The 19,567-nt window shown below is 64.2% G+C and carries 24 protein-coding genes; 5 read left to right on the forward strand and 19 right to left on the reverse strand.

What is annotated here, in order from left to right:
- The first annotated feature begins 28 nt into the window (after positions 1 to 28).
- Entirely contained in the window at positions 29 to 1,858 is a 1,830-nt protein-coding gene (locus B5X69_RS02170; RefSeq protein WP_176141488.1) for an AMP-dependent synthetase/ligase, read from the forward strand.
- Positions 1,859 to 1,965: 107 nt separating this feature from the next.
- Here B5X69_RS02170 and B5X69_RS02175 read toward each other — a convergent pair whose 3' ends face one another.
- The 10 genes from B5X69_RS02175 to B5X69_RS02220 form a co-directional block, all read right to left on the reverse strand.
- Positions 1,966 to 2,415 carry a hypothetical protein gene (locus B5X69_RS02175; protein WP_079637179.1) on the reverse strand — a complete coding sequence of 150 codons (450 nt, stop codon included), beginning with the start codon at positions 2,413 to 2,415 and terminating at the stop codon, positions 1,966 to 1,968.
- Between the two features lie 73 nt (positions 2,416 to 2,488).
- Positions 2,489 to 3,217 (reverse strand): hydroxyacylglutathione hydrolase, encoded by a 729-nt coding sequence (gloB, locus tag B5X69_RS02180; RefSeq protein WP_079637054.1) that lies wholly within the window; start codon positions 3,215 to 3,217, stop codon positions 2,489 to 2,491.
- A 78-nt stretch (positions 3,218 to 3,295) separates the two neighbouring features.
- On the reverse strand, positions 3,296 to 3,733 hold the full coding sequence (locus B5X69_RS02185; protein WP_079637055.1) for a VOC family protein: 438 nt from the start codon (positions 3,731 to 3,733) through the stop codon (positions 3,296 to 3,298).
- Positions 3,734 to 3,741: 8 nt separating this feature from the next.
- Complete coding sequence (locus B5X69_RS02190) at positions 3,742 to 4,179, reverse strand: acyl-CoA thioesterase (protein WP_079637056.1); 438 nt, start codon at positions 4,177 to 4,179, stop codon at positions 3,742 to 3,744.
- A 9-nt stretch (positions 4,180 to 4,188) separates the two neighbouring features.
- Positions 4,189 to 4,980 (reverse strand): alpha/beta fold hydrolase, encoded by a 792-nt coding sequence (locus B5X69_RS02195; RefSeq protein WP_079637057.1) that lies wholly within the window; start codon positions 4,978 to 4,980, stop codon positions 4,189 to 4,191.
- Between the two features lie 11 nt (positions 4,981 to 4,991).
- Positions 4,992 to 5,246 (reverse strand): DUF6356 family protein, encoded by a 255-nt coding sequence (locus B5X69_RS02200; protein ID WP_079637058.1) that lies wholly within the window; start codon positions 5,244 to 5,246, stop codon positions 4,992 to 4,994.
- A 109-nt stretch (positions 5,247 to 5,355) separates the two neighbouring features.
- A complete protein-coding gene (locus tag B5X69_RS02205) occupies positions 5,356 to 6,291 on the reverse strand; it encodes an alpha/beta fold hydrolase (protein WP_079637059.1) in 936 nt (311 codons plus the stop codon).
- A 4-nt stretch (positions 6,292 to 6,295) separates the two neighbouring features.
- Positions 6,296 to 6,487, reverse strand: a complete 192-nt coding sequence (locus tag B5X69_RS02210) for a helix-turn-helix transcriptional regulator (RefSeq protein ID WP_079637060.1) — start codon at positions 6,485 to 6,487, stop codon at positions 6,296 to 6,298.
- On the reverse strand, positions 6,484 to 6,894 hold the full coding sequence (locus B5X69_RS02215) for a hypothetical protein (RefSeq protein WP_079637061.1): 411 nt from the start codon (positions 6,892 to 6,894) through the stop codon (positions 6,484 to 6,486). The genes B5X69_RS02210 and B5X69_RS02215 overlap by 4 nt, the downstream gene beginning before the upstream one ends.
- A 128-nt stretch (positions 6,895 to 7,022) precedes the next feature.
- Positions 7,023 to 7,400 (reverse strand): VOC family protein, encoded by a 378-nt coding sequence (locus tag B5X69_RS02220; RefSeq protein ID WP_079637062.1) that lies wholly within the window; start codon positions 7,398 to 7,400, stop codon positions 7,023 to 7,025.
- Between the two features lie 119 nt (positions 7,401 to 7,519).
- Between B5X69_RS02220 and thrS the strand changes: the two genes are divergently transcribed.
- Both thrS and B5X69_RS02230 read left to right on the forward strand, forming a co-directional pair.
- Positions 7,520 to 9,523, forward strand: coding sequence for a threonine--tRNA ligase (gene thrS, locus B5X69_RS02225; RefSeq protein WP_079637063.1), 2,004 nt, complete (start codon positions 7,520 to 7,522; stop codon positions 9,521 to 9,523).
- Complete coding sequence (locus tag B5X69_RS02230; RefSeq protein WP_079637064.1) at positions 9,520 to 10,281, forward strand: sulfite exporter TauE/SafE family protein; 762 nt, start codon at positions 9,520 to 9,522, stop codon at positions 10,279 to 10,281. Before thrS ends, B5X69_RS02230 begins: the two co-directional genes overlap by 4 nt.
- Here the strand turns inward: B5X69_RS02230 and B5X69_RS02235 are convergent.
- Both B5X69_RS02235 and B5X69_RS02240 read right to left on the reverse strand, forming a co-directional pair.
- Positions 10,278 to 12,785, reverse strand: coding sequence for an ABC transporter permease (locus B5X69_RS02235; RefSeq protein WP_425441488.1), 2,508 nt, complete (start codon positions 12,783 to 12,785; stop codon positions 10,278 to 10,280). The genes B5X69_RS02230 and B5X69_RS02235 overlap by 4 nt on opposite strands.
- A gap of 25 nt (positions 12,786 to 12,810) precedes the next feature.
- The gene (locus B5X69_RS02240) at positions 12,811 to 13,524 is read right to left on the reverse strand and encodes an ABC transporter ATP-binding protein (RefSeq protein ID WP_079637066.1); all 714 of its coding nucleotides are present in this window, start codon (positions 13,522 to 13,524) and stop codon (positions 12,811 to 12,813) included.
- Positions 13,525 to 13,541: 17 nt separating this feature from the next.
- Here B5X69_RS02240 and B5X69_RS02245 point away from each other — a divergent pair, with 17 nt between their 5' ends.
- Positions 13,542 to 14,258 (forward strand): arylesterase, encoded by a 717-nt coding sequence (locus B5X69_RS02245; protein WP_079637067.1) that lies wholly within the window; start codon positions 13,542 to 13,544, stop codon positions 14,256 to 14,258.
- Positions 14,259 to 14,370: 112 nt separating this feature from the next.
- On the opposite strand, the gene B5X69_RS02250 is transcribed toward B5X69_RS02245, so the two are convergent.
- From B5X69_RS02250 to B5X69_RS02270, 6 genes are all read right to left on the reverse strand, one after another.
- On the reverse strand, positions 14,371 to 15,018 hold the full coding sequence (locus B5X69_RS02250) for an MOSC domain-containing protein (RefSeq protein WP_079637068.1): 648 nt from the start codon (positions 15,016 to 15,018) through the stop codon (positions 14,371 to 14,373).
- Entirely contained in the window at positions 15,015 to 15,344 is a 330-nt protein-coding gene (locus B5X69_RS02255; protein ID WP_079637069.1) for a YnfA family protein, read from the reverse strand. The genes B5X69_RS02250 and B5X69_RS02255 overlap by 4 nt, the downstream gene beginning before the upstream one ends.
- Before the next feature lie 3 nt (positions 15,345 to 15,347).
- Entirely contained in the window at positions 15,348 to 15,710 is a 363-nt protein-coding gene (locus B5X69_RS20835) for a hypothetical protein (protein ID WP_139375634.1), read from the reverse strand.
- A 108-nt stretch (positions 15,711 to 15,818) separates the two neighbouring features.
- Complete coding sequence (locus B5X69_RS02260; protein WP_079637070.1) at positions 15,819 to 16,277, reverse strand: outer membrane protein; 459 nt, start codon at positions 16,275 to 16,277, stop codon at positions 15,819 to 15,821.
- Positions 16,278 to 16,525: 248 nt separating this feature from the next.
- Positions 16,526 to 17,758 carry a dual-specificity RNA methyltransferase RlmN gene (gene rlmN / locus B5X69_RS02265; RefSeq protein WP_079637071.1) on the reverse strand — a complete coding sequence of 411 codons (1,233 nt, stop codon included), beginning with the start codon at positions 17,756 to 17,758 and terminating at the stop codon, positions 16,526 to 16,528.
- A gap of 84 nt (positions 17,759 to 17,842) precedes the next feature.
- Positions 17,843 to 18,586, reverse strand: a complete 744-nt coding sequence (locus tag B5X69_RS02270) for an SDR family oxidoreductase (RefSeq protein ID WP_079637072.1) — start codon at positions 18,584 to 18,586, stop codon at positions 17,843 to 17,845.
- Positions 18,587 to 18,754: 168 nt separating this feature from the next.
- Here B5X69_RS02270 and B5X69_RS02275 point away from each other — a divergent pair, with 168 nt between their 5' ends.
- Positions 18,755 to 19,087, forward strand: coding sequence for a winged helix-turn-helix transcriptional regulator (locus B5X69_RS02275; RefSeq protein ID WP_079637180.1), 333 nt, complete (start codon positions 18,755 to 18,757; stop codon positions 19,085 to 19,087).
- A gap of 13 nt (positions 19,088 to 19,100) precedes the next feature.
- Here the strand turns inward: B5X69_RS02275 and B5X69_RS02280 are convergent, their stop codons facing one another.
- Positions 19,101 to 19,430, reverse strand: coding sequence for a UrcA family protein (locus B5X69_RS02280; protein ID WP_079637181.1), 330 nt, complete (start codon positions 19,428 to 19,430; stop codon positions 19,101 to 19,103).
- Positions 19,431 to 19,567 lie beyond the last annotated feature (137 nt).

Genomic DNA, 19,567 nt, shown 5'->3' on the forward strand with positions numbered 1-19,567 from the left:
AGACTGATCCTCCCGGGAGAGAAGAGGCATGAAGCTCGAACATCCGCATCTCGACCATTTCCCGAGTCTGGTCGCGATGTTCTTCGACCGCGCGGCGCGCGGCGGCGACGACCCGTTCCTGTGGCGCAAGGTCGATCGCGCGTGGCATCCGCTGAGCTGGCGCCAGGTTGCCCATCAGGTGGCGGCGCTTGCGCACAATTTGCGCGAACTCGGGTTGAAAGAGGGCGACCGGGTGGTGCTGGTTAGCGAAAACCGACCCGAATTCTGCATCGCGGACCTTGGCATCATGGCTGCAGGCTGCATCACCGTTCCAACCTACACAACCAACACCGAGCGTGACCACCAGCATATTCTGGACAATAGCGGCGCGCGCGCCGTGATCGTCTCGACCGCCAAGCTTGCGCGCGCGCTGATGCCCGCCGTCTTGCGCTCAAACGCCAATATCGTGATCAGCATGGAGCCGCTGCGCGTCGGCCAGCAGGGCGATGTCCGGGTGCTCGACTGGGACCCGCTCGTTGGGGGCGGCGAAGCGCATCTGGAGGAGGCAAGGGCACGGGGGCTCGCGATGAAGCGCGAGGATCTTGCCTGTCTCATCTATACAAGCGGCACTGGCGGCGCCCCGCGCGGGGTGATGCAGCATCATGGCGCGATCCTGCACAATGGCGCCGGCGCGGCCGAGATTCTGGTCAACGACTTCGGGATCGGCGACGAAGAGGTCTTCCTCTCCTTCCTGCCGCTCAGCCACGCCTATGAGCATTCGGGCGGACAGTTCCTGCCGATCATGGTCGGCGCACAGATCTATTACAGCGAAGGGCTCGAGAAGCTCGTCTCGAATATTGAGGAGACCAAGCCGACGATCATGGTCGTCGTCCCGCGATTGTTCGAGGTCATTCGCGCGCGGATGATCAAGTCGGTCGAAAAGCAGGGCAAGCTTGCAAACTGGATGCTCACGCAGGCGCTACGTGTCGGCGAGAAGGATTATGAGCGTCGCATGGGCCTTCTCGATCGCCCCGTCGACCTTATCCTCAACAAGCTCTTTCGGCCCAAGATCCAGCAACGCTTCGGCGGGCGGATGAAGGCGCTGGTCTCGGGCGGGGCGCCGCTCAACCCTGAAATCGGTGTATTCTTCCACTCGATCGGCCTCACGCTGCTGCAGGGCTATGGTCAGACCGAGGCGGGGCCAGTGATCAGTTGCAACCGTCCGTCGGCGGGACTCAAGATGGATACGGTCGGTCCGCCGCTCATGGACACCGAGGTGCGGATTGCCGATGACGGAGAGATCTGCGTACGCGGCGAGCTCGTCATGCAGGGCTATTGGCGTAATGAGGCGGAGACCCAGCGCGTTCTCGTCCCCGATCCCGCCGAACCCGACAAGGGGCCGTGGCTGCACACCGGTGACATCGGCCATATCGACCCTAAGGGCCGCATCGTCATCACCGACCGCAAGAAGGATCTGATCGTCAATGACAAGGGGGACAATGTCTCCCCGCAGCGGGTCGAGGGCATGCTGACGCTCCAGCCCGAGATTCTCCAGGCGATGGTCTATGGCGACAAGCGTCCGCACCTCGTCGGCATTCTCGTTCCCGACCCCGAGTGGGCCGCCGAATGGGCCGAGGCCGGGGGGCTACCCAGAGAGCTTGCGCTGCTGCGCGAGCATGAAAAATTTCGCGCCGCGGTGCGCGCTGCGGTCGACCGGGTGAACGACCAGCTTTCCGTGATCGAAAAGGTGCGAAAATTTGACTTCGCCGACGAGCCTTTCACGATCGAGAATGAGCAGATGACCCCTTCGATGAAGATTCGCCGCCATGTGCTGAAAGAGGTCTACGCAGGCAAGATCGCGGCGCTGTACGGAAGTTAGGCGATATGAGCCCCGGCGGGCCGCGACCTATATCCTTCCATTGGCAGGCGGGCTGCGACCCGAAGAGCGCGGCGCAAACCGGGCCCGCCTGCCGCTGAACCGAGGGCTCAGCCGGCGTCCCCCGCCGGTTTGCGATAGGGGACGAAGTCGCCGAAGACGCAGGTCGGGCCACGGATGCCGCTCGAGCGGTCGACCAGGTGGAAGAAATCACCGCTGCAGAGTTGCGATCCGAACTGCTTGATCACCATGATGTCGCTGTCGCGCGCGAGGCCCGGACAGCTTCCCTTAAGATCGTTGCGATAAACGAGATTGCTGCCCGAGCGGTAGAGCAGAATAGTGTCCGACACGCGGATCGCGTCGTTGGTCCGGAAGCTTGGGAGGCATTTTTCGGGGGCGCCTGCCACCTTGCCCGCGAGCTGCTTGTTAAGGGTCTCGGCCTGTTTGGGCGTCAGCGCTGCCGCTCCGGCGTTCGCCGTGCCAGGCGGGGCGCAGCTTGCGAGGATCGGCCCGGTTGCCGTCATCAAAGCGGCGGCGCAGAGGAGATTCCAATAAGCCATGATCATACTCCTTGCATCATGCGGGGTCAGTAAAGGCGTCCCAAAGAATGGGCGCTGAAATGGCTGGGCGCGGTCACGCGGCATCCTTGAGCGCGCGGATCCGTCCCAGCTCGGCTGCGCTCGGTGCGCGCAAAAAAGGATTGGTCGCGCGCTCGGCGCCGATCGTGGTGGGGACGGTCGCCTCGCCAGCGGCGCGCGCAGCCTCGACCTCGGCGAGCCGCGCGGCCAGCGCATCATTGCCGGGATCGACGGTCACGGCGAAGCGCGCATTCGACAGCGTATATTCGTGCGCACAGTAGACGCGCGTCGCATCGTCGAGGGTGCCGAGCCGCTGCATATTGGCAAACATCTGCTCTGCCGTTCCCTCGAACAGGCGGCCGCAGCCCATCGCAAACATTGTGTCGCCGACGAAGATCGCGCCGTCGTCGGCAAAATGATAGGCGATATGGCCCGCCGTGTGCGCGGGCACATCCCACACATCCGCGACATGCGCGCCGAGCTGGACATGGTCGCCGCCTGCCACCGATCGGTCGGCGCTGGGAATGCGCTCGCGCTCGGCGGCCGGGACGATGATCTCGCATCCGGTCTTTGCCTTGATGGCAGCATTGCCGCCGGTGTGATCGGGGTGCCAGTGGGTGTTCCAGATTGCAGTGATCGTCCAGCCGCGCGCGTCGGCCTCGGCGAGCACCGGATCGGCTACCGCGGGGTCGACCACCATCGTTTCAGAGCTTTCCGGATCGTGGACGAGCCAGACATAATTGTCGCTGAGAACGGGGATACGGACGATATCGAGCTGTGCCACGATTGTCTCCTTTCGCTTCCGGCCTCTGCTCCTTTCGACGGAGCGGGCATCCTTCAGCCTTGGTGATCGGCGATCACCTTACCAGCTTCCGCTATTCGGCATCGATGCCCAAGGTTCCTGCGGGGGCAAATGGCCGTCCTGCAGCAGCTCGACCGAAATACCGTCGGGCGACCGCACGAAGGCCATATGCCCGTCGCGCGGCGGCCGATTGATGGTTACCCCCGCGTCCATCAGCCGCTGGCACGTCGCGTAAATATCGTCGACGCGGTAGGCGAGGTGGCCAAAGTTGCGCCCGCCTTCGTAGGTCTCTGCCGGGCTGCCGTCTTCGGGCGGCCAATTATAGGTCAGCTCGACCTCGGCAATCTCCTCCTGGCCCGGAGCGGCAAGGAAAATCAGCGTGAAGCGCCCCGCTTCATTGTCGAAGCGGCGAACCTCCTCAAGCCCGATAAGCTTGAAGAAGGCGACGGTCGCGCCGGGGTCGGTGACGCGGATCATGGTGTGAAGATATTGGGTCATGCCCTTATTTAGGCACGAAGGGGCCGTCCTTCAAACGCTTCGAACATCGCGAGCAGTTCCTCGGGCACGGGCGCCGGTGCGCCGCGCGCCTCCGCGACGTGGACGCTGACCTCAAGGCCCGTTGCGCGAAGATCGTCGCGGCCTGATCCGTGCAACTCGAAAAGGAAGGTCATCGAGCTTCGCCCGACCCGCGAGCAGCGCACGCAGATGTCGATCTGCTCGTCGAGCAGGATCGGTGCCTTGTAGTCCACCTCCGCCCGCGCGACATGGAATTCGGGGCTCTCGTGATGCGGCCAACGGTCATATACTCCGACAGCACGCCAATATTCTGTGATGCCGATGTCGAAATATTCAAGATAGCGGCTGTTGAACACGACCGATTGCGCGTCGATCTCGGCGTAGCGGACGCGCTTGGTGAGGTGGAAACGGAAATCGCTGCGGGCCATGCATTTCTTTCAGATAGGGGTCGCGGCACGCGCGACAGGGATGCTCGTCGCAAGATGCGCGACCGTGTCGATCAAAAGCGCGATGTCGCCTTGGCGCGAGAGACGGTGATCGCCTCCCTTGACCAGGGTGATCTGGACGTCATCGCTCGCCAGCGCCGCCGACAGGCGAAGGCTGATCTCGGGAGGAACGTCGCCGTCTTCCTGACCGTGGAGCAGGCGGACCGGACAGGTCAGCGCAATGTCGGCACCCAGTAGCCGGTTCGCCTCGCCTGACTGCCAGAAGGCGCGGGTCGTGACATAAGGCTGGTCGCCATAGGGGGTCTCCTCGATCAGCGCGCCTGCGGCGAGGATCATCGCCTTTTCTTCCGGCGAGAAACCCCAGTCGGTAAAATCGGGCGCCGCAGCTATGCCGACCAGCCCCGCGACCCGGCCTGGTCCGTCGCGCGCCTGCAGCATCAGCGCCACCAGCAGCATCAGCCAGCCGCCCATCGATGATCCGACGAGCAGCACCGGGCCGCTCGTCTTGGCATCGATCAGGTCCAGCACGTCGCCGCGCCAATCGAGCAATGTCTGGTCGCGAAACAGTCCTTCCGATGCGCCGCAGCCCGCATAATCGAGGAGCAGGCAAGCGCGTGCCTCGGCCGCTGCCCAGGCGAACAGCGCGCTCGCCTTTCCGCCTTCCATGTCGGACATATAGCCGGGGAGGAAGACGATCGTCGGCCCGGTGCCTTCGACATGGCGATAGGCGAGGCGCGGTCGACCGGTTCGGTCGAGATAGGCAGGCGGGGAAAGCTCGGTCACCGGAAACGCCGTCAGATAACCCAGTCGACCGTTTGCATCTGCGTCACGGCCTGTCCCTTGGCGCGGCGCTGTTCGACCATGATGCGGTTGAGGCGCTGAATCGTATCGCTACCGGTGGTGATGCACCATCCGGGGACAAACGCATGAACCAGCGCGCACAGCCCACCCCAGATCATTGTCAGGCCAAAGCGCGAGGCGACACCGAAATGCTCGATGTAATTTTCGTCGACGCTCCGCGGATGATCGACGAACAGGCGCTTGAACATGCAGGTTCCTTTCCGGCTGCCCCTTCCCCTAGCGCTGGCAGGCGATCCCGGCAAGGCAGGCGCCGCACCGCCTGCGGCTTGCCGCGCGCGTAGCAACGAACGGTAAAGCTCATTCCGCCAGGAACGCATCAAGCGCCCTCGCAAATGCCGCGGGCTGATCGAGCATGATGAAATGGCGGCTACCCGTCACCATTTGCGCCTTGAACTTCGCTATGCCCTCATATTGAGGCTCGAACGCTTGCCTTGCGGCGTCGGCGGCCATGACGCTGTCGTCCTGCGCATAGAGCAAGGTGACTGGCGCCGCGATCTTCCCGAGTTCTCCGCGCAGGTCGGTGGTGAGGTCGTCGTAGAAAAGCTGGGCGCTGACCCTCGGGTCGGCGCCGTGCATCCAGCCCGCCACCGCGATGCGACCCGCGGGGGTGTTTGACATGGTCCCGGCCATGCTCGCCGGGCCGGGATCGGCGACGGGGGTGGCTGGCTTCGGTGCGTCATATTGCGCGCGCATCGCGGCCGCCATCGCTTCGGCCTGCGGCTTCATCAACTCGGCCGTCGCACCCGGTGCGAAGATGGTGCCTATGAACGGTACCGCATCGACAACCATAAGCCTGCCGACCTCGTGCGGTGCCCGCGCCGCGATCATCAGGCCGGTCAAGCCGCCGAGCGAATGGCCGACCACGGCTGGGGCGGGGCGCCCCGCGTTGGTGATGCAATCGTCGATATAGTCTGCGACTTCCTGCATCATCGGTTCGAGCACCGGACCTTGCGCGTTCACTCCCGCGTCGTCCCCAAACCCGCGCACCTGGACCAGGTGGAGGCGATATCTGTCTTTCAGCCGCTGTGCGGTCTCGCCCCATACTGCGCGCGGTGAGGAAAGCCCGGGAATCAACACGACGTCCGGGCCGTCGCCTTCGACCTCGATAGTGATCCGACTCCCCTCGATGCGCGGCCAAGTGCAGGAATTTGCGGGCTGGGCGGCTTGCGCATGGGCCGCGGGATCGGCGAAGAGGAGCGCAAGGAGTCCCGTGATGGGGACGAGTTTCCGCATGGCTTCAATCCTTCAGGAAAATGTCTTCAATGGGGAGGCCGAACAGGTCGGCGATGCGGAAAGCGAGGGGAAGTGATGGGTCATATTTGCCCGTCTCGATCGCGTTGACCGACTGGCGCGATACTTCGAGTCGTTCGGCCAGATCGCCCTGGCTCCAGTCGCGTTCGGCGCGCAGAACCTTGAGGCGGTTCTTCATGCGCACCCCCCGTCACCGAAGGTCAGCTTGTTGACGGCAGCACCGACGCCCAGGCCGAAGCACCAGATTGGAAATACCCAGAAAACGGGCAGGCGCGGGACGTCGGTATAGATTTCCAGGATGCCCCAACTGCTCGCAACGCCGAGCGCGAGCGCTGTCGCAACCAGCGCTTTGCGGATCTCAAGGAGCCGCAGATACTCATCCGTGAGCTCGCTGAAATAGCGTCCGATTGCCCAGATGAAGCCGAAGACGGCAAGACCGGGCAGCAGCGCAATCGCGACGCTGAGCGGCGTCGCAGGCGAGCCCTTCGGCAAGAGCGAGCCAGCCAGAAAGATCGCGGCAACGTAGGTTACCGATACGACCACCATCCGGCCGAGATAACGGCGCTGCGCAGGATTCATCGTCATGAGTCAAGTTCCCTTGTAGAGTTGTAAAGGGACATTTACAGTCTTGAGCGATAAAGTCAAGCAACATTGACAAAGTGATTGGTTTGCTTGTCTGGAAAGGCGCGAAAGGCTTCCGAAATGCGGGCGATCTAGCTGATCAACCGACTGGGCCAGCCGATGCGCACCAACGTGTCGCTAGGGTCTGAAACAGCAAATTCATACATGCCCCACGGCTTGTGTATCGGCGCCTTGACCGGACCCAGGATCGCGTCGTGGACCGCTTTTGCGATCTCGTCCACCTTGTCGGTGTAGAAATAGAGACCGAATGGATTCTGTCCCGGCACCAGCCATTCCTGCGGCGACTCGCTCGTAAGGTGAAGCTGCCAGCCCGCGCCATCGCCGAGCAGGCGATAGCTGCCATGGTCGCTTACGAGCTGGAGACCAAGCCGCTTGTAAAAGGCTGTGCTGGCGTCAAGGTCGCGGCAAGGCAGAATCGCGGCGATGCTGCGGCACGGTGCGTCGGACATGGCGCCAGCATAGTCCTGCCGCGCCGCTTCGCCAATCGAGTCTAATCCGCCCCTTGCCGCTCCCCGCGCATACTGGCAAAGGGGCCCGGCAATTCCGCCCCGAAAGGCCTGTTTTCACGATGTCCGACTTGATCCGCGTCACCCTTCCCGATGGCTCTGCCCGAGAAGTTGCGCGCGGGACCACCCCGGCACAGATTGCGGCGGCCATCGGCCCTGGGCTTGCGAAGGCGGCGCTCGCTGCCAGGGTCGACGGCGAAGTGCGCGACATCATGCGACCGCTCGAAGCCGACGTGAAGCTCGCGCTCATTACAAGCCGCGACGAGGCTGACGCGCTCGAACTTGTTCGTCACGATTATGCCCATATTCTGGCAGAAGCGGTGCAGGCGCTGTGGCCCGGAACGCAGATCACTTTCGGTCCCGCGACCGAGGACGGTTTCTATTATGATGTGAAGGCGCCCGAAAGCCGCGATCCCTTCTCTATGGACGACCTGCCCGCGATCGAGGAGAAGATGCGCGAGATCATCCGCGCCGACAAGCCGCTCCGCCGCGAGGTATGGAGCCGCGATGCGCTGATTTCCAAATGGGAAAAGGATGGCGAAACCTTCAAGGCGGAGTGGGCGAAGGAACTGCCCGAGGGCGAGGAGCTGACCGTCTACTGGTCGGGTGACGACTGGCTCGACATGTGCCGTGGTCCCCATCTTGCGAGCACCGGCAAGGTCGATCCCCAGGCTTTCAAGCTGATGCGGGTCGCGGGGGCCTATTGGCGCGGCGATCAGAAGAACGCGCAGCTGACCCGCATCTATGGCACCGGCTGGCTCAACAAGAAGCAGCTCGACGCCCATCTTCACAAGCTCGAGGAAGCCGCGAAGCGCGACCATCGCCGGCTTGGCCGCGAAATGGATCTGTTCCACTTGCAGGAGGAGGCGCACGGGAGCGTCTTCTGGCATCCGCATGGCTATATCGTCTGGCGCGAACTGGAGGCCTATATGCGCCGCGCGATCGACGGCGCGGGCTACAGGGAAGTCAAGACGCCGCAGGTCATGGACGCGCGCCAATGGGAGCAATCGGGCCACTGGGGAAAATATCGCGAAAATATGTTCGTTATCCCCGACGAAATCCCGAACACGGAGGATCAAGGTCCGCTCGTCTCGGATGAGGCTGAGTGGATGGCCTTGAAGCCGATGAACTGCCCCGCGCACGTTCTGATCTTCCGCCAGGGGATCAAGTCGTACCGCGACTTGCCGCTGCGCATATATGAAAATGGCTGTTGCCACCGTAACGAGCCGCATGGCGCGCTTCACGGCCTGATGCGGGTGCGCCAGTTCACGCAGGACGACGCGCATATCTTTTGCCGCGAGGACCAGATCATCGATGAGGTGCGCAGCTTCTGCGCGCTTGCCGACCGCATCTACAAGGACTTCGGCTTTTCCTATGCGATCAAGCTCGCGCTGCGCCCCGACAAGCGGTTCGGCAGCGAGGAAATGTGGGACCTGTCGGAGGCCGAGCTGCGTGACGCGGTGGTTCGCGCGGGCCTTGCCAACGACGAATATGGGTGGGAAGAGCTGCCCGGCGAGGGCGCCTTTTATGCGCCCAAGCTCGAATGGCATCTCACCGACGCGATCGGCCGCACCTGGCAGGTGGGGACCATCCAGTCCGACCGCGTTCTACCCGAGCGTCTCGATGCAAGCTATATCGGCGAGGATGGTGAGCGCCACCGCCCGATCATGCTCCACCGCGCGATCTTTGGCAGTTACGAGCGCTTCATCGGAATCCTGATCGAGCATTTCGCAGGCCGCTTTCCGACCTGGCTCGCGCCAGTCCAGGCGGTGGTTGCCACGATCGTGTCCGATGCCGACGATTATGCGAGTGACGCCGCGGCGCAACTTCGGGAGGCGGGCATCCGCGTCGAGAGCGATCTTCGCAACGAGAAGATCAACTACAAGGTACGCGAGCACAGCCTCGCCAAGGTCCCTCATCTCCTTGTCGTCGGCAAGCGCGAAGCCGAGGAAGGTACGGTCGCGGTCCGCACGCTGGGACAGGAGGGGCAGCGCATCATGCCGCTCGCCGAGGCGATTGCGATGCTGAGCGCTGAGGCCACGCCGCCAGACCTGCGCGCGGCTTGACAGCGCTCTACGAGATACTCGGATTTGCGCCGCTGACACTCGCGGGTGCGGCGGCGATGACCTTTGGGGCCGCCTATGTACGCGGGCTGACCGGCTTCGGGATGGCGATCATCCTCGTGCCGCTGCTCGGGCTTATCATTCCTCCCGCGCAGGCGGTGGTTCTCGGCATATTGTTGCAGTTGCTTATCGGCCCGGTGGGAATAGGACTGATCCACGCCGGCGCTGACCGGCAAACCGCGCTTCCGATCGGGCTGATCGCCATGGCAACGACGCCGATCGGAATGGCGGTGCTCGACGTTACGCGTCCCGACGTCGCGCGGCTTTTGATTACGGTGGTTGCTGTCGGCGCCTTCGTCGCGGTGCTGCTGCCGAAGCAGCCCGAGGGGCACCGGCCGGGACGCGGCGCGGTGATCGGCACCGGGGTCGCCTCGGGGATATTGACGGGCTTTGCGGCGATGCCAGGACCGCCAGTGGTGCCCTTCTATCTTCGCCGCCACCTTGAGCCGCGCGTCGCGCGCGCCTCGATGCTCCTCATCTTCTTCCTGACCTCGATCGCCGGGACGGCCGCGGCGCTGTGGGTGGGCATCGCGACGCAGCGGCTCTTTCTGATCGCGCTGCTCCTCTTCCTCCCCATGTGGCTCGGCAATCGGGCCGGGGGGCGCCACTTCGGCCGCGTGCCGCCGCATGTCTGGCAGGCGATGGTTGCGGTTGTACTGGGCATTGCCGCCATCTCGGCGGTGGTACGACTGCTGAACTAGAGATTTCGCAGTGCGCGCGCCGGGCGCGTCGAGAGCAGGGGCCAGCTTCCCGCGATGCCGATCAGAAAAGATAGGCCGGCGCCGCCAAGCAGGGTCAGGCCGACGATGAGGGGATCGGGCGCGAAGCGAAAATCGAAGAGCTGCGTGACCACATACCAGGCCGAGCTGAGGCCAAGTCCGAGCGCCAAAATTGCAAGCACTGCCGCGAGCAGACCATATTCGACCCCCTGCGCCGCAAGTATCTGTCCGCGCGTTGCGCCGAGGAGTTTCAGGATGACGCTATCATAGACGCGCCGCTCGCGGCTCGCCGCAATCGCACCGATCAGAACGGCTATGCCTGCGAGGATCGCAATGCTCGCCGCGGCCGCGATCGCCTGGCTCATCTGGGTGAGAAGAGCTGTCACCTGCGTTACCACGTCGCGCACCGCGATGAGCGAGGCCGAGGGGAAAGCCTGCGGAATGTCGCGGGCGAGCACGGCTTCGGCCTCCGGACTGACCGCTATGGTTGCGATCATATTATGCGGCGCCGAGTCGAAGCTTTCCGGCGAGAAGACGAGAACGTAGTTAAGACCGAAATTGTCCCATTCGACCGTGCGCAAGGAGGCGACCTTTGCTTGCACTTCTACGCCGAGCACATTGACGCTCAGCGTATCGCCAAGTTTCAGATCCAGCGATTTGGCCACCTCCTGCTCGACGCTGACCAGCGGCGGTCCCTTGTAGTTTGTCGGCCACCAGCTGCCGCCGACCAGAGCGCTTCCTTGCGGCAGTTCGGCGCTATAGGTCAGGCCGCGATCGCCCCGCAGCACCCATGCGCCCTCGGGCAGCTCTGCGAGCTCGTCGACGCGCTGGCCCGCATATTCGGTGACGCTACCGCGCAGCGCCGGGATGAGGTTGATCTCGGCTTTTGGCTCAGCATGCGTCACCAGCCCGCGAAAGCGCTCGGCACCATCGCGGGGAACGTCGAGAACGAAGAAGCTCGGCGCACGCTGAGGCACGGTGCGCGCGATTTCGGCCGTCATGCTCGTCTGGATAGCGGCGAGTGCGACGAACAGGGTGAGACCCAGCCCGAGCGCAACGACAAGTGCGCCCGTTGGGGCGCCCGGCCGGTGGAGATTGGCGAGCGCGAGACGCAGCAGCGGACGTCGAGGCCGCGGCAACTTGCTCGCGCCGCGTCGCACCAGCCAGCCGAGCCCTACAAGAAGGAGGAGAAGACCCGCAGCGGCGCCAACGAAGCCGAGCGCGAACCAGGGCTCGCGCGCGGTACCGACTGCAAGTGCGACAATGGCGGCAAGCGCCGCCGCGACCGCAAGGACGGTGCGCGGCTCGGGCCGCGCAAGTCGGTCGACGGTGGCGCGGAACAACCCTGCCGCGGGCACTTGGCGCGCCGCTGCGAGGGGAGGAAGGGCAAAAGCGACGGCGATCAGCAGGCCATAAGCGGCGCTGACAGCAAGCGGCAGCGGATAGATGGCCAGGCCTGGCTTCACCGGCAAGACATCGCCCGCAATGGCCGTGACAAGAGGCGGCGCAAGCGCCCCGACTGCGAGACCAAGGATTATAGCGCCAGCCGCAACCGCGAGGATCTGGAGCGCATAGATCTGCATCAGCGCCGCGCTGTCCGCGCCGAGCACTTTCAGCGTCGCAAGCCCCGGACGCTTGCCCGCGAGATAAGTTGCAACCCCGTTGCCGACCCCGATTCCCGCGATGACGAGTGCGGCGAGGCCGACCAGCGACAGGAACTGACCCATGCGTTCGATAAAGCGCCGCGTGCCCGGCGCGCCATTGTTGCGGTCGGTGATGTCCCAGCCGGCCTCGGGAAAAGCGGCGGCGAGCCGTTTGCGTGCCGCCTCGACGTCCGCGCCTATCGGCAGACGGACGCGGTACTTGCTTTCGTAAAGGCTGCCCGGCTGGATCAGCTGCGTCGCGGGGAGGTCCAAAAGCCCGATAATCGCGACCGGCCCGAGCGTGAAGCCCTCGCCCAGCCGATCGGGTTCGTCTGTGACAATGCCGTCCACTACAAACGTCATCTCGCCGAATTTCACGCTGGAATCGCGTTCAAGGCCGAGCCGGGAGGCGAGATCCTGGCCGATCCAGATGCGTCCAGGGGGCGGCGCGCCACGTCGCGCTCCCTTCTCGAGCCGCAACGTGCCGTAGAGCGGATAGGCGTCGTCGACCGCCTTGAGCTCGGACAAGAGCGCCTCGCCGTCGGCATTGTTCGCCATGGCGCGCAGCCGCACCGTGGCGGAGACGCGGCCTTCGCGGCGAAAGGCGGCCATTTCGTCCGCGGTCGCTTCGCGCTGGGGTAGGCTGAACTCGATATCACCGCCGAGGATCGTCTGCCCGCGCGCTTCGAGCTCGGACGTGATGCCGCGGGTCAGGCTGCCGATTGCGGCAAGCGTTGCGACACCGAGAAAGAGGCAGACCGCGAGCAGCCGGAGCCCGCGGATGCGCGCCGCAAGGTCGCGACGCGCGATGCGCCAGAGGAGCGCGAGGGGGATGCTCAAGATCCCACCCTCAAAACAGACAAGGGGCTCAAGCCGCCCGCTCCTTGATCCGCCCGTCATGCATGGTGATGACCCGGTCGCAGTGTTCGGCGAGTTCGGGGTCGTGGGTGATGATGAGCAGCGTCGCTCCCAATGCGGCCCGCCGGGCAAAGATCAATTCGATAATCGAATGGCCGGTCGCGGTGTCGAGATTCCCGGTCGGTTCGTCGGCAAAAATAATCGCAGGTTCGCTCGCCATCGCGCGTGCGATGGCCACGCGCTGCTGCTCACCTCCTGAAAGCTGTGCGGGATAATGGGTGAGCCGGTGACCAAGACCCACGGCCTCCAGTTCGGCCCGCGCGCGGCCAAAGGGGTCGGCCACGCCTGCAAGTTCGAGCGGTACTGCAACATTTTCCAGAGCTGTCATTGTCGGCAGCAGGTGAAAGGCCTGGAGCACGATGCCGATTCGTCCGCGCCGCGCCCGCGCAAGTTCATCCTCGTCCATCGCCGTGAAATCGAGGCCTGCAACGCGGATGCTGCCACCGTTTGCGCGCTCGAGCCCGGCAAGAACGGCCATCAGCGAGCTTTTGCCGGACCCCGATGGGCCGAGCAGCGCGACCGACGTGCCGGCCTCGACCTCGAAATCGACGCCGCGCAATATTTCGACGGGGGCCTTGTCGCTCCCGAGCGTCAGCGTCACATTATGGGCGGCGATCGCCAGCTCTGGCGCCAGAGAGGTCTGGTGTCGGGGAGCGTCGGGCAAGGAAGGAACCTTTTGGAATGAAAGCGGCCGGATGGCGCTCTGTCGGAATATATGGTTGCGCAATCGCGCTTTGCCAACCACTCGCCGCGTGCGGCAGCGCCGATGCGCCGCCAGCGCCGCCAGCGCCGCGCGAAGAGGCAAAAGCCGACGCAGCTGCTGCGCTCCGCCGCGACGTGCCGCTTGTCATAGCCTTTGGCGACAGCCTCTACGCCGGCTACCGGCTGGGGCCCAGGGACGGTCTCGCTCCGCAGCTTCAGGCGCAGCTTCTGGCCGACGGAATTCGCGTGCGCGTCCAGAACGCCGGCGTTTCGGGCGACACCACCGCGGCAGGACGACAGCGCCTCTCCTTCGTCCTCGATAATGCGAAATCCAAGCCCGCGCTCGTAGTGCTGGGGCTTGGCGGCAACGACATGTTGCGCGGGATCGGTCCCGACGAGACGCGCGCCAATCTCGACGCCATGCTGGCCGAGCTCGACCGGCGCGGCATTCCGGTGCTGCTGACCGGAATGGTTGCGGCGCCCAACCTCGGCGCCGACTATGCCAAGGCGTTCAACCCCATCTTCCACGAGCTCGCGACGAAATATGGGGCGAGCCTCTATCCCTTCATCCTCGACAATGTGGTCACCGACCCGTCGCTGATGCTCGACGACCATATTCATCCCAATGCCAAGGGGGTGGAGGTAATTGCCCAGGGACTGGCACCGCTGGTCGGAGCGGCGCTGCCGGAGCAATAGCCCGCATCGCGATGGGCGTGCCGCCGGCGGCGAAGAGATCTGCCGCCGATTTGCGGGCACGGCAGCCACCGAGGATTTGCTTTGGGCCTTCGGCAGGTTTCAAGCGATCGATCTAGACGAGAAGTTTCTTCGCGCGCGCGCGCCAGCTCGCCGCGAGCGCTTCCATCTCCGCGAGCGTTCGCAGGGCGTCGGGCTCGCGCTTTCCAGCCCCGCCGATCAACAGGGCAAAAACGCGCGCGACGGTCCAGTTGGGCAATGAGCGCTCGACAGGCTCGAGCGCGTCGCCCTCGGCGACCGCCCCTTCCTCGATCACGCGATAATACCAGCCGCAGCGCCCGCTGCTCACCACCGTCGCGGGAACACTGGCGACGCCGAAACGGTGGCCGAGCTTCCAGCAGGGCTGGCGTCCCTGGCTGATCTCGACCAGCGCGCTGCCGAGCCGGAACCGGTCACCGATGCAGACAATTTCTTCGGTGAGGCCGCTCGTCGAGATATTCTCTCCAAACGCACCCGGCGCAGCAAGAAGGGCATGGTCGCCGAGCTGTTCGCACCAGAAGGGATAATGATCGCGCGGATAGTGATGGATCGCCTTGTCGGGGCCCCCGTGGACCGAAAGGTCAGCCTGCTCATCGCCCTCGATGCCGAGGAAGCCGACGCGCCTCGGCCCCGCAACGCGGGTTTTGTCAATCGCGCTCGCTTCGCCTCTGTCGCCGAAGCGCTGGGCTTTTCCGGTCAGGACCCTGTCGATGGTGATACTCATGCGGGACTGCCGCGCGGGCCAAAGAGGATTATAGCGGCTCCGCCGAGGCAGATGAGCCCGCCAAGAAGGTCCCAGCGATCAGGCCGCGCGCCTTCGACTGCCCACAGCCACAAAATTGCCGCCACGATATAGACGCCGCCATAGGCGGCGTAGGCGCGCCCCGCATGATTGGCATCGACGAGTGTGAGAAGCCATGCAAAGAGCGCCAGCGAGGCCATGCCGGGCAGCAGCCATCCGGCAGACTTGTCCATTCGCAGCCACGCCCAGAAGGCAAAGCATCCGGCGATCTCGGCGAGCGCGGCCCCGATATAGGCGAAAGCGGTCATGCCTCACCGTGGCGCGGCGATGCTGGAAAGGGAAGGGGATATGCGAAGGATGGCGGGATCGTCTCGACCAGGAGATGCCTCGTTCCCGGTAAAACCCAGATCCCAGCCCGCGATGAACGCGCCTGGGAACAGGGCCGGAGTCGCATCGCGAAGGATCAGAACATGCCTTTCCAGATTCTCCCGCTGACGGATGGCGGCCGCGCCCGCGCCGCATCGGCTGATTTGCTGGGCTGGCTCCTTGGGGCGGATCGCCTGTTCTTGCGCCAAGGCATTTAAAGCGGAGGCCGACCAGCCAACATGACCGGGAGCATGTTCTTGAGCACGCTTATTAACAGGGGTCATCGAACGGACTGTGACGGTCTTCAATCGATCGGCTTGGTTGCCAGGGGATGAAAGGGGCCGCGCCGTGCCCGGCACAAGGAAAAGGGGCGGCCCCGCGGGACCGCCCCTCTCGCTCAAACCTGTCCGATCGGATCAGAAGGCGAAGCCGACGCCAACGGCGAAGGTGTCGAAATCGCTGAAGTTACCAATGAACTGGTGACGATATTCGACCTTGCCGTAGAGGTTTGTGCCAAGCTTGTGCTCATAGCCGACGCCTGCATAAGGGTCGTCGATGTCGCTGAACGTGTAACCGCCAGCGGCGTAGAGCTTGCCCTTCTCGCCGATCTTCGCGCCGACGCGGCCGCCGGCCGAGAACTGAACGTCGGCTCCGTCGATCAGAACCTTGTCGCCGGCCACTTCGGCACCGACGAAAGTCGTCGAACCGAGGTCGAAGTCATAGCCGGCCGCAGCGCCCAGGGTCGCGTCGTCGAGACCGCTGCCGGTGACGTAGCCGCCGCGCACTTCGACGCGGGCTTCGCCGCCGTCGGCGGCCATGGCGGGGGCGGCAACAACGGCCGAGAGGAGAGCGGCTGCAACTGCGAACTTCTTCATTTTCTCTTCCTTTTCTCTGAAAGGACCCGCGCCCTTTGGGTCGGGGTCCGCGCCCCTAGATGGCGTTCGGACCTGTCGCGTCAATGAACGGCGCGTTCAGAATAGGACAATTTCCTCGCCTGTGTTATTTTTACAACACAGTGCAGAAAGGCGCAGCAAGTCAGCCTCGGCGCCCGGACCTTAGAAATGTCGGTTTTGATCCGGGTTTCAAGAGTTTGCGCCGTAGCGAAGCCCCCGGCGGGAGCGCCTTATCCCAGTGCAGCCTGCTTTTCCTCGGCGATGCGATCGAGTTCCGCGCGCGTCACCTTGGTCGCCGCGCTTTTCAGCTGCCCGCACGCCGCCATTATATCTCGCCCGCGCGGTGTGCGGATGGGGGCAGAGATGCCGGCCTCGAAGATCCGGTTGCTGAACGCGCGCACCCGCTCGGGAGAAGAGCATTCATAGGGTGCGCCCGGCCACGGGTTGAAGGGAATAAGATTGACCTTGGCGGGCAGCCTGTACTGCTTGATGAGACGCACAAGTTCGCGGGCATCCTCATCGCTGTCATTCTTGTCCTTCAGCATCACATATTCAAAGGTGATGCGGCGTGCATTGTTCGCGCCCGGATAAGCGGCACAGGCCGCGAGCAGTTCCTCGATGCCATATTTGCGGTTGAGAGGCACGATCTCGTCGCGGATTTCCTTGGTCACCGCGTGGAGCGAGACGGCGAGATTGACGCCGATCTCTTCGCCTGCGCGCGCCATCATCGGGACAACGCCGCTCGTTGAAAGGGTGATGCGCCGCTTGGACAGCGCGAGGCCATCGCCGTCCATCACGATCTTCAGCGCGCCCTTGACCTCGTCGAAATTGTAGAGCGGCTCGCCCATGCCCATCATCACGATGTTGGTAAGCATGCGGCCGTCAGAGGTGTAGTGGCCCGCGTCGTCTTCCTCGTCGTCGGCGCCCCCCGCCATCGTTCCCTTTGGCCATTCGCCGAGCGCATCGCGCGCGAGGAGCACCTGCCCCACGATCTCGCCCGCGGTCAGGTTGCGAACGAGGCGCATTGTGCCGGTGTGGCAGAAGCGGCAGTTAAGGGTGCAGCCAACCTGGCTCGACACGCAAAGCGTTCCGCGGTCGGCGTCGGGGATGAATACCATCTCATATTCCTGGCCGTCGGCAGCGGCGAGCAGCCACTTGCGCGTGCCGTCATTGGACACCTGCGCGGTCACGACTGTGGGTCGTCCGATGATGAAGCGCTCGGTCAGCCATGGGCGCATCGACTTTGCAATATCGGTCATCGCGTCGAATTCGGTAACGCCCCGGTGATAGATCCAGTGCCAGATCTGCTTGGCGCGCAGCTTTGCAGCCTTGGCGTCGAGCCCGGCGTCCTCGAGTGCGGCGCGAATTCCCTCGCGCGTCAGGCCGACAAGGTCGACGCGATTGCCGCCGCGCAGCGGAACGGTGCCCGTGGTAACCGGGTCGATATGGCCGGGGATCTGCATGATGCGCGCGCATATAGGGGGGAAGGGCGGTTTGCGCAATCCGCGCGATCCTCCCCGCGGCCGCGCTGCGAGGAGGAGATGGGGTCAGAGCGCCTTGAGAAATGCCAGCCGCTCGGCGACGGCGCCGTCGGCCTCGGCATTCCGCAGCGGCAGGACGTTGCGCACGAGGATTTCTGATGGGGTCTGCTCGAGCGCGAAGAGCGTCATCGCCTCGTCGGCGAAGTCGCCAAGCGGCATATAATTCTCGCGCGCCGATTGGCCCGGAGTCAGCTCAGTTCGCACCGCAGGCGGCGCGAGCTCGATCACCTCCACCTTGCCTTCGAGCTGGACGCGCAATGCCTGCGTGTAACTATGCAGCGCCGCCTTGGTCGCCGAATAGGTCGGTGCCCTGGGCAGCGGAACGAAGGCGAGACCCGAGGTTAGATTGACGATCGTGCTGTCCGGCGCGGTGACGAGATGATCAATGAGCGCGTCAATCAGTCGGATCGGACCGAGCAGGTTGGTGATCACCGTCAATTCAGCGTCGGCGAGGTCGCGCCTCGTGTCGATCGCCTCGTGCATCATTACGCCCGCGTTGTTGACGAGGACATTGAGGGCCGGGAAGCGGTCCGTCACCTCCTGCGCGAAGGCAGCGATGGTGTCGGGGTCGGTCACGTCAAGCGGCATCGCATGGAGGCTCGCCCTGCCCGCGGCCGCGGCCGTCAGCTTTGCAGAGTTGCGGCCGGTGATGATCACGACATTGCCAGCGTCGTGCCAGCGCTGCGCCAGCGCGAGGCCTATGCCCGAGCCGCCGCCGGTTATCAGAATGGTGTTGCCCGTGGTCTTCATGGAGGGAACTCCTCATCTGGGATGGTGAGGACGCCCATTTATGCATATACTCTCCAAAGGAAAGTAGGCACCCAAAAGTGCTATAGTTACCTCTAAGAGAGAAATGGGTTTTTCGACGTGCTGCAGCCTGAACAAAAATCCCCCGACCCGGTCGACCCGCGCGTCGAGATGCTCGTCAACGAGCTGATCGGGCGAGTCGCCGACAAGTGGACGCTGCTCGTGCTCGAGGAGCTGGAGGAGCATGGGACCTGCCGCTTCACGCGCCTTGCTCAGCTCGTTCCCGGTATTAGCCAGAAGATGCTGACCCAGACGCTGCGCGCGATGGAGCGCGACGGTCTCGTCCACCGCACCGTCCATCCGGTGATTCCGCCGAAGGTCGAATATCGGCTGACCGACCTCGGCCGTAGCCTGGGCGAGGCTTTTTGCGGCGTCTGGCACTGGGCCGAGGCGCATCTGGGCGAGGTCGAGGCCGCGCGGGCCGAGTTCGACGGGCGCGACTGACGCGCCCGTCCGCTCATTTGCTGCGGGTCGTCACCTGAAGCGGCCGAGCGCGCGCCGCGTGCGCCACCACCCGTTCGGCCTCGACTACCGCGATCGCGCGGGTCTCGCGGCGGCATTCGCGCACTTCGTTCCTGCCCTCAAGGTCGTAGTCGGACGCTGTCCCGCACACGAAGACAACGGCGCGCCAGATGCGGCGTTCGAGCGCCTTGGTGCCCTTTTCGGTCGCAAGATCGAGATCGCTGTGCGTCACGATTGCGCTTCGGGGCTGAAAGACAGGCCGCGCCGTCGCGGGCTGCGCGAACGAGACGGTGGTGAAAGCGGCGAGGATCAGAAGCTTGGACATCTTTGTCTCCATCGTCCGGCTGTTGAGGAGGGGAGGAAGCCGGTCAGTCCAAGATAGAGGCCCGAGCACAAACAGAGGAGCAACGATGTTGCGCGAGCATTCCGCAAAATTGCAGAATGCGATCGGGGGCGCTATTG

Source organism: Sphingopyxis flava (assembly GCF_900168005.1).
GTDB lineage: Bacteria > Pseudomonadota > Alphaproteobacteria > Sphingomonadales > Sphingomonadaceae > Sphingopyxis > Sphingopyxis flava.